This window comes from Aquirufa sp. Wall-65K1 (assembly GCF_054558475.1).
In genome coordinates this window covers 408,037-424,017 of sequence record NZ_JBPXKD010000003.1, presented here as the reverse complement: position 1 = coordinate 424,017, position 15,981 = coordinate 408,037, and the positions used below count along the sequence as shown (strand labels likewise).

Genomic DNA, 15,981 nt, shown 5'->3' with positions numbered 1-15,981 from the left:
AATCTTGCTTTAATTGCTATTTACTATTTTTTTCTACCCAATGGGTAGCTAATTCTCTACTTAATTGATCACTTTGAACATAGTCTTCTAATGTCGGATTAGCTAAAAAAGTTCCACGACCCATTGTTTCAGATATCAAATCTGACATTTCTAGAAATCCAATTTTATCTTCCAAAAAGGCTGCCACAGCTACTTCGTTGGCCGCATTCAAAATACATGGCATATTCCCTCCTTTATCTAAAGCTTCAAAAGCCAAACCTAGATTTCTAAAAGTAGTCAAATCGGGGGCCTCAAAGGTTAAATTGGGATAAGCGGCAAAATTGAAACGAGGGAAATTTGCTTCTAAACGATTGGGGTAACCCAAGGCAAATTGAATGGGTAATTTCATATCAGGTAGCCCTAATTGTGCCTTAATTGATCCATCCTGAAACTGAACTAAGGAATGAACTATGGATTGAGGATGTACGACCACATCGATCTGGCTGGCTTTTACTTGAAATAACCAAGCTGCTTCAATGACTTCCAAACCCTTATTCATCAAACTGGCTGAATCAATGGTAATCTTGGCCCCCATGGTCCAATTGGGGTGCTTCAAAGCTTGTTCTCTGGTTACTTTAGCCAATTGATCCCTATTCCAAGATCTAAATGGCCCACCAGAGGCCGTCAATATTACTTTCTCAATCGGATTATGGGATTCCCCCATTAAGCACTGAAATATGGCGGAATGCTCTGAATCTACTGGCAAAATAGGTACCCCCATTTTTGCCGCTAATGGCATAATCAATGCCCCTGCCACCACTAATGTTTCTTTATTAGCTAGGGCTATTGGCTTTTTTGCCTCGATAGCACGCACCGTTGGTAACAACCCTGCGTAACCTACCAAAGCAGTTAGCACCACATCCACTTCATCCAAACATACTACATACTCCAAGCTTTTCGCTCCAGCATGTACTTCGATGGGTAAATGAGCTAAGGCCTCTTTGACAAAATTATATTTAGTTTCATCACCTATTACTACATGGCTAGGCAAAAATTCCAAGGATTGTTCTATCAATAAAGCAGCATTGGACTGAGCTGTGAGCACCGATACTTTAAACTGTTCGGCATGCAGAGCGATGACCTCCAAGGCTTGAGTTCCAATAGAACCAGTGGAACCTAAAATGGCAATATGTTTTTGTTTTCCTACCAAAGCATGGCTTTTATCTGTTCAACAAAGGTCAGCCATACTTTCGGATACATGAAAGTCACAAAAACTAAACCATACAATCCTCCATATAAATGGGCCGAATGATTGACGTAATCCCTACCTCTGCGATCCATGGCAATGGAGTACCAAGTAAACAAACCCGCATAAATAAAGCCTGGGATTCCAAGGATACCAAACAAATAGATTTTCTCAGTTGGGAAAAATAATATTCCCGCAAAAATGACTGCGGAAACCGCACCTGAAGCACCCAATGAATTGAAATACGGGTTTTTTCTTTGTTTGAAATAAGTGGGCAAATCTGCCGCAATGATGGCCGTAATGTAAAAAATGACAAACAGCGTTTGACCTATTTCTGGGTATAAGATGGAAAATATATTTTCCAATTGTAAGCCAAAGAAAAAGAAAGAAAACAAATTGAAAAATAAATGGGTAAAATCAGCATGAATAAATCCAGAACTTATAAAACGCCAATATTCATTATCTCGATTGATGTGATAAGGATTCATCGTCATCTTATCCATGAGTGCAGGCTTTTGCCAACACATCAAAGAGACTAAGACGGTAATGATAATGATAATAAAACTGATAGAATCCCCCATAAAACAAAAAGCTTCGTGATGAAGCTAATTTAATTGCCACAAAACTACATTAAACTTCCCGATCAACCAACCCTGCCATAAAACCCAATAAGGTATTTTTCTTTTCTTGTGGTAATTGTAAGGTTTCCATTCCTGAAAATGCCCGGTCAAAATACGATTGAATTTGTTGCTCCACTTCTTCTTTTAGACCTAAGGCTGTATATATCTCAGTAACCGCCTTTACTTTTTCCTCCGCATCAAACTGTTTTTGATTAAGCCAATAACTTAATTTTGCTTCCCTTTCTCCTTGAGCTAATTCCATAGCCCGAATAAGTAAATAGGTTTTTTTGTTGGCCAAAATATCCCCGCCTACCTGTTTCCCAAATTTCTCTGGATCTCCATATACATCCAACAAATCATCTTTTAATTGAAAACCAAGGCCCACCAGCTCACCAATTTGATACAGTTGCTTAGCTATTTCTAAATCAACTTGAGCTAGTAACCCTCCCATTTCCATAGAGAAACCCAATAATACCGAAGTTTTCAATCGGATCATCTCTAAATATTCATCAATTCGTACATCCGACCTTTCTTCAAAATTCATATCCCATTGCTGACCTTCGCAAACTTCTGCAGCGGTCCGACTAAATCGCTCTAGGAGATGTTGAAATTGAGAAAGACTTAATCCTTTAATTTGATTTAAAAATTGGTAGGCTTCAACCAACATGACATCCCCTGAAAGGATGGCTATATTATCATTCCACTTTTCATGAACCGTTTGCTTACCTCTTCTCAAAGGGGCTTTGTCCATGATGTCATCATGCATTAAAGTAAAATTATGAAATACTTCTATCGATAAAGCGGGTTTAACTTGACTAGTCCAATCGTCCCGAAATAATGAATAGGCCATTAAACACATCACCGGACGAATCCGCTTACCCCCTAAGGCCATCAAATATTGAATCGGCTCATACAACTCTATTGGTTGTTTTCCCCGCTCCATCGTGGCTATTTCCTGATCTAGGACTTGTAAAAATTCTTTTGTCATAATTTATCGATCAACTTCCCCCATAACCAAATCCAAGGACCCGATAATTGCTACCAAATCTGCCAAATAGCTGCCTTTTGCTAACGTAGGCAATACCGACAGATGGTGAAATGAGCAAGCCCTTACTTTCATTCGGCTAGGAATATCTGACTTCCCATCCGCACGAACAAAAAAACCTAATTCTCCTTTCGGATTCTCTGCTCGAACATATACGTCCATGGCAGAAGGTCTTATTTTCTTTGGGACCATTGCATGAGGCTGGAAGTCTTTAGTTCTTTTACAATCTCCAACTAATTTATCTAGACATTGTTCGATGATGCGAATAGATTCTTCACATTCTCTAATTCGAACATGGTTACGGTCCCAACAATCTCCTATTTGTCCCATTGCCCCTTCTCCAAAAGGTATATCAAATTCTAAAGAGGGATATACCGAATATGCATCAACCCTACGTAAATCAAAAGGCAATCCAGAACCGCGCAAAACAGGTCCCGTACATCCATAATTAATGGCTGTGGACAAAGGTAAAACTCCTATATTGGCTGTTCTCTTAATGAAAATACTATTTTCCTCCACGAGGTTTTTTACTTCTTGAATGGTATTTTTTAATACGGGGACCAATTCTTTTACACGCGCTTCAAACCCGACAGGTAAGTCATAAAATAATCCCCCGATCCAAACATAATTGTATAACATTCGAGCCCCCGACAACCATTCTAATAAGCGTTGGATATGCTCGCGATCCCGCATTAACCATAAAAATGGCGTGTAAGCTCCAATGTCTAATCCATATGTACCAACTGCAACAAAATGCGATGCAATACGATTTAACTCTGCCACTAAAACACGGATGTATTCAATCCTCAGTGGTAATTTACCTTCCAAATCAAGCATTTTCTCAATAGCCATCACATAGGCATGCTCAGAATTCATGGAAGCCATATAGTCCAGACGGTCCACGTAGGGAATTACCTGATTATAAGGCAGCGCCTCGGCATGTTTTTCGAAACAACGATGTAAATAGCCCAAATGAGGAACCACATCTACCACCAATTCACCGTCCGATATCAATTCTAATCGGAGTACACCATGAGTAGATGGATGCTGGGGCCCCAGTGAAATGATCATTTCCTCTGATTTCAAATTTTCAAGCGAATATCGATTGGGGTCTGATAAGGCAAAATTTTCCGCTTGATATTGATATTGAAGGGGCTTCATAAAACAAAAATGAGAAAAAAGGCTAGTAAATAAAAGCCCTTGAATGGGATTTAAGGGCGACTTATCAATATGTTTGAAAATTTACGACATATTTTAATTAAAGACTTTGCGAAAAAAAATATTTCTTCTACCTTTGCAGTCCGTTTCAAATGAGGCGAAAAAAGATTTTAATACTATGGCAAAGAAAGGAAATCGCATTCAAGTAATTCTAGAATGCACTGAGCACAAAGAATCTGGGTTACCAGGAATGTCGCGTTACATCACGACTAAAAATCGTAAGAATACGACAGCTCGTATCGAATTAAAGAAATACAATCCGGTATTGAAGAAAGTTACACTTCATAAGGAGATCAAATAGTTTTAATACTTAAGAAATATGGCTAAGAAAGTAGTTGCAACGTTAAAGAAAGAAGGAGGCGTAAAATACGCTAAAATCATTAAAGCGGTTAAAAATCCAACCACAGGAGCTTATACCTTCAAAGAAGAAATCATTCTTCAAGATGAGGTAAATGCTGCATTGAAAAACTAATTTTCAAGCGGGGCACCTTTTTTTCGCTAAGATATTGAAGTCCCTTCGTGAGGGACTTTTTTTATTTTTATTACATTCGTTTTTATTTTCATTCAAAGCCATGGGACTATTCGATTTTTTTAAAAAGAAACCAGCACCACAAGAACAGGAGGAGCTGGAAGCCTTGGAGAAAGGACTAGAAAAAACCAAGGAAGGTTTTCTTTCTAAAATGGGAAGAGCCGTTCTAGGCAAATCTAAAGTGGACGAAGATGTATTGGACGAATTGGAAGAAATCCTATTAAGTTCCGATGTAGGAGTCCCTACTACTTTAAAAATTATAGACCGAATCGAACGCCGAGTTGAGCGGGACAAATTCGTATCTACCGAAGAGCTTGATCAAGTTTTACGGGAAGAAATTGCGGCTTTATTAGAAGAAAACCAGTCGGCCGACTTACAGCATGCTTTTTCCGAACCCAAACAAAAACCTTATGTCATCATGGTAGTGGGGGTTAACGGGGTTGGAAAAACTACCACAATCGGGAAATTGGCTTCGCAATTCCATCAAAATGGATTAAAAGTGGTTCTTGGTGCGGCGGACACTTTCCGTGCAGCAGCTGTCGACCAATTAAAATTATGGGGAGAACGGGTTGGCATTCCTGTGATAGACCATGGAATGAATACAGACCCAGCTTCCGTTGCCTTTGACGCCGTGAAACAAGGCGTTGAAATGAATGCCGACATAGTCATTATTGATACAGCAGGTAGATTACATACCAAAGTGAATTTGATGACAGAATTGACGAAAATCAAACGCGTAGTTCAAAAATTCATCCCTGATGCGCCCCATGAGGTTTTACTTGTATTAGACGGTTCTACCGGACAAAATGCTTTTATTCAAGCTCAAGAATTCACCAAAGCAACTGAAGTAACAGCCTTGGCCATTACCAAGTTAGATGGCACTGCCAAAGGTGGAGTAGTCATTGGAATTTCAGATCAATTCAAAATTCCTGTCAAATACATTGGTGTAGGAGAAAAAATTTCTGATTTACAAGTATTCAACCGAAGCACATTCGTAGAGTCTCTTTTTGCCAAAAAATAATACATATGGTAGAGACGTAGCAATGCTACGTCTCTACCATATGTATTATTTCTGCTGTTTCGCCCAGGTATCTTTCAAGGTAACCGTACGGTTAAATACCAAATGACCTTCTTTGGAGTCTTTGTCTAGACAGAAATATCCCTTCCGCATGAATTGAACTGCATTTTCAACTTTAGCTTCCAGTAATGCAGGCTCTACATAGACTTTATCTAAAATTTGCAATGATTCAGGGTTGATGAATTTCATGAAATCATCGCCTAACTCCGAAGCATCCTCAACAATCAATAATCGATCAAATAAACGTACTTCGGCTACTTCAGCATGAGGAATCGAAACCCAGTGAATGGTTCCTTTAACCTGTATGCCTGAGGTATCCTGACCAGATTTACTTTCAGGAATGTAAGTAGCACGAATCTCTTTCACTGAACCATCTTCATTCAATTCAAAACTCTCACATTGAATGATATAGGCTCCTTTTAAACGAACCGATAATCCAGGACCTAGTCGGAAGAATTTCTTAGGTGGATCCACCATAAAATCTTCTCTTTCGATGTATAATTCTCTAGAAAAAGGCACTGACCTTTTACCTGTGCTCTCGTCTTCCGGATTATTTTCAATCAACAAATCTTCTGTTTGACCTTCTGGATAATTGCTAATGACCAGTTTCACGGGATCTAAAACTGCCATGTAACGATTGGCTGATTTATTCAAATCTTCACGAATGCAAAATTCTAACAAACTAATGTCAATTAAATTATCCCGTTTGGCTACTCCAATACGTTCACAAAAATTTTGAATGGATGCTGGTGTGAAACCTCTTCTACGTAATGCTGAAATTGTTGGCATACGCGGATCATCCCAACCTTGAACAATTTTCTCGTTCACTAATTGCAACAGTTTTCGCTTACTCATCACAGTGTGTGACAAATTCAAACGAGCAAACTCATACTGGTGAGTAGGGAAAATCTCTAATTTCTCGATAAACCAGTCATATAAAGGGCGGTGCACATCAAATTCTAAGGTACAAATGGAGTGGGTAATACCCTCCATCGAATCAGACTGACCATGAGCAAAATCATACATCGGATAAATACACCAAGCATTGCCTGTTCTGTGATGTTCTACATGCCGTATACGGTACATGAATGGATCACGCATGTGCATATTCGGATGAGACATATCTATTTTGGCTCGTAACACTTTGGCGCCATCTGGAAACTCTCCAGCGCGCATTCTTTGAAACAAATCCAAATTTTCTTCTACTGACCGATTGCGATAAGGGCTTGGAACACCGGGTGTAGTGGGAGTACCCTTCTGAGCGGCAATTTCCTCTGCAGAAGAATCGTCCACATAAGCCAATGATTTTTCAATCAATTGAACCGCATACTGATAAAGGGTCTCAAAATAATCTGAGGTATATAATTCGTTGGCCCAACTAAAACCTAACCAAGCCACATCCTTTTTAATAGATTCCACATATTCTGTTTCCTCTGTAATGGGATTGGTGTCGTCAAAACGTAAATTAGTCTTGCCTCCGAATTCCTTAGCTAGGCCAAAGTTGAGACAGATGGACTTGGCATGACCAATATGTAAATATCCATTAGGTTCTGGAGGGAATCGAGTAAAAATTCCTTGCGGATATTTACCTGCCGCTAAATCGGCTTGAACGATTTCTTCTAAAAAATTAAGGGATTTTGGTTTTAATTCTTCCATTCAATATACGTTCGTGACTATTCTGTCGTTTTAAGGGTTGAAATTGGTTAATTCAACTTCAAAAATAAGCAATATTTAAGCTATGCCTACAGAAAGCTAACAGAATATTCGCCTTTTAAAATTTAATTGTTGTTTTCTGTGCCATTTAATAAATTTCTTGCCCTACATAAGATATTTTTAATTAATTTAGTGCCTAATTCAATAGGTAGCTTTATTGTTTAATTAATCTACTCAAACTCGTTCTTAACATGATGAACAAATTCTTCAAATTCAATTTATCCGCCATTCTAGTTTTCTTGATGGCTTATTCTGCCTCAGCTCAACTTATTAATGGAAAACTAGGTGATCAAACTACACTAGTTAAAAACGGAGAAGCTAAGGCGCTTGTAGCATCTGGTTGCCCGGCAGGTACTTATTTCGATTGGGGCTTTTACAAAAATGAGCCTAATGGTGGTGGTGTTACTTATTTCCCAATGGCTGATTGGGATGCTGCCTATTCAGGAAATGGAGTAGCTGATAATAACGTAACAGCGCTTGCTTTAACTTTGGACAATAAACCAGGTGGTAATATTCCTCCATACGTATATGAATTAAAATGTGTCACTACTTTAGGTGGTAGTACCATTGCTCCTGGAACAATGGCTTCCAAGGTTACCATTCAAGTAGTTAATCCACCTTCATATGCCCCGTCAATTACGGTTCTTGGGATAGAGTGTGGTGATTTAAATGATCCAAACTCAGGGTCTATTTCATTGAAAGCTAACGGATGCCCTGATGGGACTATTTGGTATTTGCCAAACAGAACTATTGAATTGTCTGGAGCTCAAGCTTGGGATGCAATAAAACTTTCAGGAGCAGATTATATGTCAACTACTTATAGTGTAAGTTGTGTTATTAATTATTCTGATAATGCTGCGGCATTAGGTTCTGGGACTAATATTCCTAAAAAGGAATATTCACAAGCAGCTGGATATTTAGCTAGAAAGGGTTACAAAGTTCCAACCGTATTCGTAAACAGTGTAAATAGTTTATTACCTGACAATGATACCAAAGAAGTTTGTCAAGGAACTTTAGTGGACTTAGGTATATACACGAATCCACAAAGAAACAATACCTTAAATTTCAATCAATACAACCAATACTTTGAATTCCAATGGTTTGGAAAAGATGAGTACAAGCCTTCAGATAATTTTGGTGCCGATAGATTTGGTGCAACAGGTTTCACTTCAGGTGTTTTAACAGCCAAGGCCGAGAAAAAATCAGTTTTATACTACGTAAAAATGACTGATAGAGCTGGTGTATGCGGTTCTAAAGAATCAAACCAAGTTCGTATTACTTATGTCGAATTGCCAAAACCAGGCCCTATCACTGGAAACCTAGGTTATTGCATCGAAGGTTCTACTAGTTTAAAAGTTGACTCTGCTTCCTTAGTACGTAATGAAGGTTATTTATGGGCTGCTAACAAAACGCCGACCAAGCCATCTAAATTCCGTTGGTATGTAGATGGAGTAGAAACTGCTTCATTGGGTAATTTATCAAGCATCATTTTCAAACAAAATGCGAAAGTGAAAGTGGACTATGTATCTAACTACAATTGCCCATCTCCTGCTTCAGATGAAGTAACTGTTAAAAACTTTGACAAGCCAGTAACGCCAACTATCACGGCATTGAAACCAGCGAATGGTTCATTGGTTACTGCTTCTACAGTCGGTTTCTGCGAAGGAACTCCAGTGGCAGGTCAATTACAAGCTTCTTCTTTACCAAATGGTGAAGTTACTAAATGGGAATGGAGCAATGCTTTAACAAGCAGCTTGATTGATTACAACAAAGTAGGTTTCTATACTGTTAAAACCATCAACGCGAATGGTTGTTATTCTGAGTCATCTGCTCCAGTTGAAGTTAAAGTGTTAGCTCTTCCAGCTGCTCCGACTATCACAGCTGGTGGTGCCACTACTTTCTGCGCCAGAAAAGATGATGACTATAGTGCATTCAACGCGGTAACCTTAACAGCTTCTACTTCTAACAGTATTGTTAACTGGTATGGTAATGCGAATGCATCTTTATCTACTTTGAAAGTATTTGAAGGAATTAGAACTTCAGATACCTATTACACTAGAGCAACGGATATTTACGGATGTATCTCTCCTGCTTCAAACAAGATTAAAGTAAGTGTTCAGCAAAATCCTGTGGCTAGCGATGCAAGAATTCTTAAAGAAGGAGTTTACACATTAAAAGCTTTAAATTTCCCTGCAACAGTAACAGGTGGAACAGCTAGTGAATATGAGTGGAAATTCGGAACCACCGCACTTCCTTCAAAAAGCTACATTACGAAAGTGAAAACAAATGGAGATTACAGTGTTAGAAGAAAGTATTTGTATGCCATCGATGGTTTCCCATTAACTTGCTACACAGACTTTACTAAATATTCTTACACATTAGATCCTGAGTTTAACGGAGTTGCTATCTTCCCTAACCCAGTGACTAAGCCAGATGTTGAAGGTGTTAACATTCAAATCTTAGATGACTGGACTAATGCAGTGGTTACTTTATATGATATGGTGGGCCGTCCAGTATATACAGGAAAAATTGCCTCTATCAATGCAGCAAACCCTGAGCCAACCAATATCCTTAAATTACCTGGATTAGGAAACGGTATTTACATTGTAACCATCACTGCTGACAACAGCAAATCTTATACAGGTAAAATTATCGTAAGTAAATAAGCTATTAACTTATATTAGAAGCCTCTCGTTTACTCGAGAGGCTTTTTTTATGCCATGAAACTACATACACTCCTTCTAGCATTTTGCTTGTTTCAAGCACCTTCCATCCAAGCACAATGGACTAATATCCTATTAGAAACAAAGGCTTCATTCCGTGCAATTCGAAGTCAGAAAGATCAAATATGGATTGGAGGAACACAAGGTACTGTTGTGTATTCTTTAGATGCTGGTAAAACTTGGCAAGAGACAAAAATTGCTGGGGCAGAAAAACTTGATTTTAGGGACTTAGCTATAGTCAATCAAGAAAAAATAATTTTAATGAGTGCTGGACCAGCTGAAAAAGGAGCAGCAAAACTATTCATTAGTAAGGATCAAGGGCAAACCTGGAATCTACTCTTTGAGAAAAAAACAGGACCCTACTTTTTTGATGCAATAGCTTGGAATCAAAAAAAACAAGAAGGAGTATTGTTATCTGACCCCATTCAAGGACAATTCCCCCTATTTAGAATTAAAGCGAAAGAAGACCGCGTAGAAGAAATTAAGATAAAAGAATTTCCAAGCCTATTACCGCGTGAAGCTGCCTTCGCTGCCAGTGGGTCATCCTTACTCTGGGTACTAGGTAAATTGAATTTGGTAACAGGGGGCGCATCACATGCTAGAATCATCCAAAGTGACGATGAAACATTTACACAATTTTTGGATAGACACCATAGTACGCCAGCAGATAGTAGCAGTGGTTTTTTTTCCATTGGAGCTAGAAATAAATTGAATTATTGGGTAGTAGGCGGAAACTACTTACAATTAAATGAAAACAAAATCGGGATTTTAGAAACAAATAATGGTGGCTTAACCTGGGAGAAAATAGCAGAATTTCCGAAATTCTATATGGAAAAGGTTCTTTGGACAGGTAAATATTGGGTGGTGATAGGTCCATCCCAAAGTGCAGCATACCACCCAAAAACAAAAAAGTGGATATCGCTTGGCGAAACCCACTTTCATAATGTAATACTCCACAAAAAACACTTATTTGCTGTAGGATCTAAAGGCACATTGGCCACTCTTTCCTTAGCAGAATTAGACCAATTATTTCTTTCTAAAAAATAGAGAAATCGGAGTACCTTCTAATTTAAATGCCTTACGCATTTGATTCTCCAAATATCGCTCATAACTCTCCTTAATATATTGAGGCAAGTTACAGAAGAAAATAAAGGTTGGGTAAGGTGTTGATACTTGAGTACAATACTTGATTTTGATGTACTTACCTTTCCAAGCTGGAGGGGGATAATTGTTGATAACTTCCAACATCACATCATTCAATTTAGAAGTTGAAATTTTCTGAGAACGGTTCTCAAATACTTCTAACATTTTTTCTACCACCTGGAAAATACGTTTCTTTTCCATCACAGAAGTAAATATGACTGGCATGTAATTAATAGGTGCTAAACGCTCCTTAATCGCGTTTTCCAGTTTAATGGCTGTATTCGTATCCTTGGCTACCAAATCCCACTTATTCACCATCAAAACTATACCCTTCTTGGCTTTATCTGCCATACTGATGATATTCATATCTTGGGCTTCTAAACCCGTATTGAAATCAATGGTCGTGGCATCAACTAAAATAATAGCTAAATCACATTCCTCCATGGCCTTGATGGAACGAAGAACAGAATAATATTCAATATTATCGTCAATCTTAGCTTTTCTTCGAATACCAGCTGTATCAGTAATGATGAAATCCTTACCATATAAAGTATAACGATTCTGAATGGCATCACGGGTAGTTCCGGCTAAATCCGTTACAATGGAGCGCTCCCGTCCAAGCAAGGCATTTAAGAAGGATGATTTACCAACATTGGGTCTACCTAAAATAGCCACACGAGGTACACCAGCTTCTGGATTTTCAATACCTTCCTCTTTAAAGTGAGAAACCATCAAATCCAACATATCACCTGTTCCACTACCGCTTTCCGCAGCTATAGCATAAGGATCGCCTAGACCTAATTCATAAAATTCCGCGGCAACAAAAGCCTTATCATGCGTATCGGCTTTATTGGCTACAATAATCACGGGCTTTTTTGATTTTCTTAAAACTTTGGCAAAGTCTTTATCCAAATCCGTTAATCCAACTTGACAATCTACTACGAATAAAAGCACATCGGCTTCTTCCATAGCCATTTCTACTTGCTCACGAATGGCTCCTTCAAACATATCATCAGAACCATGTACATAACCTCCTGTATCTATTACCGTAAAAAACTTACCAGTCCATTGACCGTAGCCATAATGGCGATCCCGAGTAACCCCGGACACATTGTCCATGATGGCCTTTTTTTGTTCAATCAATCGATTAAATAAGGTCGACTTTCCTACATTGGGACGCCCAACGATTGCTACTATATTTGACATGTTATTAAAATTAATCGAGCGAATACCCGAATGAACGCAATTTATCAGCCTTTGCACGCCAATCTGGCTCCACTTTGATAAATTGCTCTAAAAATACTTTTTTACCAAAAAATTTCTCCAAATCTTGTCGGGCTTCTATACCTACTTTTTTGATACTTTCTCCCTTATGCCCTATTAAAATGGCACGCTGTGAGACGCGTTCTACATAAATCTCGGTGGCGATTCGTAAAATAGTAGGTTCGTCTTTAAAAGAAGTAACTACTACCTCACAAGAATAAGGAATCTCCTTCTTGTAATTCATGAATATCTTTTCTCGGATAATCTCCGAAGCAAAAAACTTTTCAGGTTTATCTGTTAATTCCTCTGGATCAAAAAATGGTGGATGAACAGGTAACTGAGCAACTATATGTTCAAAAATTTGATCTAAATGCACCGCTTCTAAGGCAGAAATGGGCAAAATAGGCTTATTAGGGAATATTTGTTGCCAATAATCCAACCGTTCCTGAAGCTTTTCAGTTCCGACTAAATCAATTTTATTTAATAATACGAGAATGGGGGTATCTGTATGATCCTTCCAATTCGTCAAAAATTCCAAATCTTCATAATCATCAAATACATCTGTCACATATAAAACTACGTCTGCATCCTCTAAAGAACTTTTCACAAACTGCATCATGGATTTATGCAATTCGTATTTGGGCATCAATACCCCTGGAGTATCTGAATAAACAATTTGGTAGGGTGTTCCTTCATAAACACCGTTGAGCATACCCAGTATACGGTGCCGAGTGGTTTGGGCCTTAGAACTAACAATGGACAGACGCTCACCCACAAGGGCATTCATTAGTGTACTTTTACCGACATTCGGTTTACCAATGATGCTAATAAAACCCGATTTGTGAGGAGATGTCATAAGAAAAAAATCATTTCCTATTCATAGGAATGAATATTAAAATACAAAGATACTTGTTTTTCTCGACAAAACCCTGCATCTTTGCACTCCGATATATCGCGGGGTGGAGCAGTTGGTAGCTCGTTGGGCTCATAACCCAAAGGTCGTCAGTTCGAGTCTGGCCCCCGCTACAGAAGAGGACAAATCATAGTTACTTGGTTTGTCCTCATTTTTTTACCCTCACAACTCGTTTAAATAGAAGAACTTAGTAACCTGAAATTGTTAATGTTTCAAGTTAGAGAACTATGATTTTTCTTGTCAAAATAGATACCTCCCGGAAATAAAGTTTCATGTAGTTTTTATTTGTCTTCGATTGTACACAAATCCCATATATTGACCATATTTTGAAGGTTTTTACAAACATTTGAGATGGTTTCTTCTTGGTTAGATAATGTCGGCATTAGATAGTTCCAATTCCACGCTCAAAAAGACAAACAAAATTGTTTTCAAACAGGCATTATTAACCCTTTAAATTTGTAACTAATAATAATCTTTTTGTATAGTTTGTTTTACATTATGTAATTTTTAATATACATTTACTGTGTACTTAAAAAAACATAATGGGAACAACTCTTTTATTTCACAATCGTTTTAAGAAAATCGGTTGGATATTAATTCTTATTTCAATTGGATTTCAATTATATCCAATGATTTTCAAGAAATACTTGATTACAAGGTATGTCTATGTACCGGTTCTTTTTAGTAACTACATGTTCAAAAATTTCCGGGAGACATTTTCTATTCATCCCCATGATATTGATTTAACAGTATTCTTGACCTTGTCAATATTGGGATGTTTATTGGTCATATTTTCAAAGGAAAAAATTGAAGATGAATTAGTGTCAAATATTCGACTGACTTCATTGATTTGGTCAGTACTTATTAGTTATATGTTATTTTTAATTTTAACAATGACCATTTATGGAACAACATATTTACTGGTCTGTATATTTAACATTTACACAATACCGCTGGTGTATTTAATTAGATTTAACTTCTTACTATATAAAAATTCATTTTACACACGAACTGATGAACAATAAGATAAAGATAGAGAGGGCGGTGAATAATATTACTCAAGACCAATTGGCACAATTGGTTTCAGTAACAAGACAAACCATCAACGCGATTGAACTTAAGAAGTTTGTTCCATCAACGGTTTTAGCTCTAAAAATTTGTAAAGTATTTAATAAACCTGTTGAAGAAGTCTTTTTCCTTGAAGATGAGGATTTCCCAACATAAATAAACTAAAATGAAAAAACAAACATTAAATTCCGGTGTCGCATCAGTGCTCTTGATGTTATTTTGTTTGACAACCAACGTTAAGTCGTATGGTCAAACATTTCAAAAAATTGAATGGAAAAGGGTACATCCTTCTCAATCAAGGATAAAATACGCTATTTCCAAAGGACGGAAAATTGTCTTTAATCGTGTCAATGGTGTTAAATCCTTACCGGACAAATTGAAAAGATTTCAATAGTATCAAGTTGTCACCTCTTCAAGTATATTGTGAAGCTGGTACAAATCAGACAAAATTGAGTTAGAGATTTGTAACGTACAAACTACAAGTAAAAAGCGAACCTAAATGGTTTGCTTTTTTATTTTCGGTGACTTCGAGAACCTCAGTCACCGAAAAAGATTATGAACGTAATGACAAAAACCAGTACCTGAGGTGCTCGAAGGCACCGGAAAAACCACAGGAGCTGTGACAAAAACAGGTGACTTCGAGAACCTCAGTCACCGAAAAAGATTATGAAAGTAATGACAAAAACCAGTACCTGAGGTACTCGAAGACACAGCGAAAACCTCAAGAACCTTGACAAAAATAGGTGCCTGAGGTACTCGAAGGCAGCGGAAAAATCAATTACTATCCTCCCTATCTCAAAGGCGTTTTCAAGTTCTTGAAGATGTTAGACTACCTTATTTTCCAATCGAGAAAACTCATCAAAAATTAAAATTTTCATCTCTTTGCAAAATTTAAATATAATGTAGTCTATTTTGAAAGAATAAAGTACTTAGCAAATGTATAGGTGACTTCGAGAACCTCAGTCACCGAAAAAGATTATGAAAGTAATGACAAAAACCAGTACCAGAGGTACTCGAATGCACAGCAAAAACCTCAAGAACCTTGACAAAAACAAGTGACTTCGAGAACCTCAGTCACCGAAAAAGATTATGAAAGTAATGACAAAAACCAGTACCTGAGGTACTCGAAGGCACCGGAAAAATCTAACGAACAATAACAAAAACAGGTGCCTGAGGTACTCGAAGGCAGCGGAAAAATCAATTACTATCCTCCCTATCTCAAAGGCGTTTTCAAGTTCTTGAAGATGTTAGACTACCTTATTTTCCAATCGAGAAAACTCATCAAAAATTAAAATTTTCATCTCTTTGCAAAATTTAAATATAATGTAGTCTATTTTGAAAGAATAAAGTACTTAGCAAATGTATAGGTGACTTCGAGAACCTCAGTCACCGAAAAAGATTATGAAAGTAATGACAAAAACCAGTACCAGAGGTACTCGAATG

13 protein-coding genes and 1 tRNA gene are annotated in these 15,981 nt (G+C 37.7%); 7 read left to right on the top strand and 7 right to left on the bottom strand.

Features of this window, described 5'->3' with window-relative positions; translation table 11 throughout:
- Positions 1-16: 16 nt before the first annotated feature.
- From ACST15_RS07205 to ACST15_RS07190, 4 genes are read right to left on the bottom strand one after another with little or no spacing between them, the layout of a single operon-like run.
- Positions 17-1,189 carry a 1-deoxy-D-xylulose-5-phosphate reductoisomerase gene (locus ACST15_RS07205; protein ID WP_459453988.1) on the bottom strand — a complete coding sequence of 391 codons (1,173 nt, stop codon included), beginning with the start codon at positions 1,187-1,189 and terminating at the stop codon, positions 17-19.
- Positions 1,183-1,806 (bottom strand): rhomboid family intramembrane serine protease, encoded by a 624-nt coding sequence (locus tag ACST15_RS07200; RefSeq protein ID WP_459453987.1) that lies wholly within the window; start codon positions 1,804-1,806, stop codon positions 1,183-1,185. Before ACST15_RS07200 ends, ACST15_RS07205 begins: the two co-directional genes overlap by 7 nt.
- 49 nt (positions 1,807-1,855) lie before the next feature.
- Positions 1,856-2,833 carry a polyprenyl synthetase family protein gene (locus ACST15_RS07195; RefSeq protein ID WP_459453986.1) on the bottom strand — a complete coding sequence of 326 codons (978 nt, stop codon included), beginning with the start codon at positions 2,831-2,833 and terminating at the stop codon, positions 1,856-1,858.
- A 3-nt stretch (positions 2,834-2,836) separates the two neighbouring features.
- A complete protein-coding gene (locus tag ACST15_RS07190) occupies positions 2,837-4,051 on the bottom strand; it encodes an NADH-quinone oxidoreductase subunit D (protein WP_459453985.1) in 1,215 nt (404 codons plus the stop codon).
- A gap of 175 nt (positions 4,052-4,226) precedes the next feature.
- Here ACST15_RS07190 and rpmG point away from each other — a divergent pair, with 175 nt between their 5' ends.
- The 3 genes from rpmG to ftsY all read left to right on the top strand — a co-directional run bounded on the left by rpmG (position 4,227) and on the right by ftsY (position 5,658).
- Positions 4,227-4,409 (top strand): 50S ribosomal protein L33, encoded by a 183-nt coding sequence (gene rpmG, locus ACST15_RS07185; RefSeq protein WP_109325429.1) that lies wholly within the window; start codon positions 4,227-4,229, stop codon positions 4,407-4,409.
- An 18-nt stretch (positions 4,410-4,427) separates the two neighbouring features.
- The gene (locus ACST15_RS07180) at positions 4,428-4,580 is read left to right on the top strand and encodes a DUF4295 domain-containing protein (protein WP_109324168.1); all 153 of its coding nucleotides are present in this window, start codon (positions 4,428-4,430) and stop codon (positions 4,578-4,580) included.
- A gap of 100 nt (positions 4,581-4,680) precedes the next feature.
- Positions 4,681-5,658: a signal recognition particle-docking protein FtsY gene (gene ftsY / locus ACST15_RS07175; RefSeq protein ID WP_459453984.1), complete on the top strand. Its 978-nt coding sequence runs from the start codon at positions 4,681-4,683 to the stop codon at positions 5,656-5,658.
- A gap of 45 nt (positions 5,659-5,703) precedes the next feature.
- Here ftsY and ACST15_RS07170 read toward each other — a convergent pair whose 3' ends face one another.
- Positions 5,704-7,371 carry a glutamine--tRNA ligase/YqeY domain fusion protein gene (locus tag ACST15_RS07170; protein ID WP_459453983.1) on the bottom strand — a complete coding sequence of 556 codons (1,668 nt, stop codon included), beginning with the start codon at positions 7,369-7,371 and terminating at the stop codon, positions 5,704-5,706.
- A 248-nt stretch (positions 7,372-7,619) separates the two neighbouring features.
- Between ACST15_RS07170 and ACST15_RS07165 the strand changes: the two genes are divergently transcribed.
- Both ACST15_RS07165 and ACST15_RS07160 read left to right on the top strand, forming a co-directional pair.
- Positions 7,620-10,094, top strand: coding sequence for a T9SS type A sorting domain-containing protein (locus ACST15_RS07165; RefSeq protein WP_459453982.1), 2,475 nt, complete (start codon positions 7,620-7,622; stop codon positions 10,092-10,094).
- A gap of 54 nt (positions 10,095-10,148) precedes the next feature.
- Positions 10,149-11,198, top strand: a complete 1,050-nt coding sequence (locus ACST15_RS07160) for a WD40/YVTN/BNR-like repeat-containing protein (protein WP_459453981.1) — start codon at positions 10,149-10,151, stop codon at positions 11,196-11,198.
- Here ACST15_RS07160 and der read toward each other — a convergent pair.
- Together der and era are read right to left on the bottom strand one after the other, a co-directional pair.
- A complete protein-coding gene (gene der, locus ACST15_RS07155) occupies positions 11,178-12,500 on the bottom strand; it encodes a ribosome biogenesis GTPase Der (RefSeq protein WP_459453980.1) in 1,323 nt (440 codons plus the stop codon). The genes ACST15_RS07160 and der overlap by 21 nt on opposite strands.
- Positions 12,501-12,510: 10 nt before the next feature.
- Positions 12,511-13,413, bottom strand: a complete 903-nt coding sequence (gene era / locus ACST15_RS07150; RefSeq protein ID WP_459453979.1) for a GTPase Era — start codon at positions 13,411-13,413, stop codon at positions 12,511-12,513.
- 97 nt (positions 13,414-13,510) lie between these two features.
- Between era and ACST15_RS07145 the strand changes: the two genes are divergently transcribed.
- Both ACST15_RS07145 and ACST15_RS07140 read left to right on the top strand, forming a co-directional pair.
- Positions 13,511-13,583, top strand: a tRNA-Met gene (locus ACST15_RS07145).
- A gap of 901 nt (positions 13,584-14,484) precedes the next feature.
- Positions 14,485-14,694 (top strand): helix-turn-helix transcriptional regulator, encoded by a 210-nt coding sequence (locus ACST15_RS07140; protein ID WP_459453978.1) that lies wholly within the window; start codon positions 14,485-14,487, stop codon positions 14,692-14,694.
- The last annotated feature ends 1,287 nt before the right edge of the window (positions 14,695-15,981 follow it).

What these genes read in the sequence shown, in the direction of transcription:
- ACST15_RS07200 (WP_459453987.1), bottom strand. Translation starts at nt 1,806, where the DNA reads ATGGGGGATTCTATCAGTTTTATTATCATTATCATTACCGTCTTAGTC.
- ACST15_RS07195 (WP_459453986.1), bottom strand. Translation starts at nt 2,833, where the DNA reads ATGACAAAAGAATTTTTACAAGTCCTAGATCAGGAAATAGCCACGATG.
- ACST15_RS07190 (WP_459453985.1), bottom strand. Translation starts at nt 4,051, where the DNA reads ATGAAGCCCCTTCAATATCAATATCAAGCGGAAAATTTTGCCTTATCA.
- rpmG (WP_109325429.1), top strand. Translation starts at nt 4,227, where the DNA reads ATGGCAAAGAAAGGAAATCGCATTCAAGTAATTCTAGAATGCACTGAG.
- ACST15_RS07180 (WP_109324168.1), top strand. Translation starts at nt 4,428, where the DNA reads ATGGCTAAGAAAGTAGTTGCAACGTTAAAGAAAGAAGGAGGCGTAAAA.
- ftsY (WP_459453984.1), top strand. Translation starts at nt 4,681, where the DNA reads ATGGGACTATTCGATTTTTTTAAAAAGAAACCAGCACCACAAGAACAG.
- ACST15_RS07170 (WP_459453983.1), bottom strand. Translation starts at nt 7,371, where the DNA reads ATGGAAGAATTAAAACCAAAATCCCTTAATTTTTTAGAAGAAATCGTT.
- ACST15_RS07165 (WP_459453982.1), top strand. Translation starts at nt 7,620, where the DNA reads ATGATGAACAAATTCTTCAAATTCAATTTATCCGCCATTCTAGTTTTC.
- ACST15_RS07160 (WP_459453981.1), top strand. Translation starts at nt 10,149, where the DNA reads ATGAAACTACATACACTCCTTCTAGCATTTTGCTTGTTTCAAGCACCT.
- der (WP_459453980.1), bottom strand. Translation starts at nt 12,500, where the DNA reads ATGTCAAATATAGTAGCAATCGTTGGGCGTCCCAATGTAGGAAAGTCG.
- era (WP_459453979.1), bottom strand. Translation starts at nt 13,413, where the DNA reads ATGACATCTCCTCACAAATCGGGTTTTATTAGCATCATTGGTAAACCG.
- ACST15_RS07140 (WP_459453978.1), top strand. Translation starts at nt 14,485, where the DNA reads ATGAACAATAAGATAAAGATAGAGAGGGCGGTGAATAATATTACTCAA.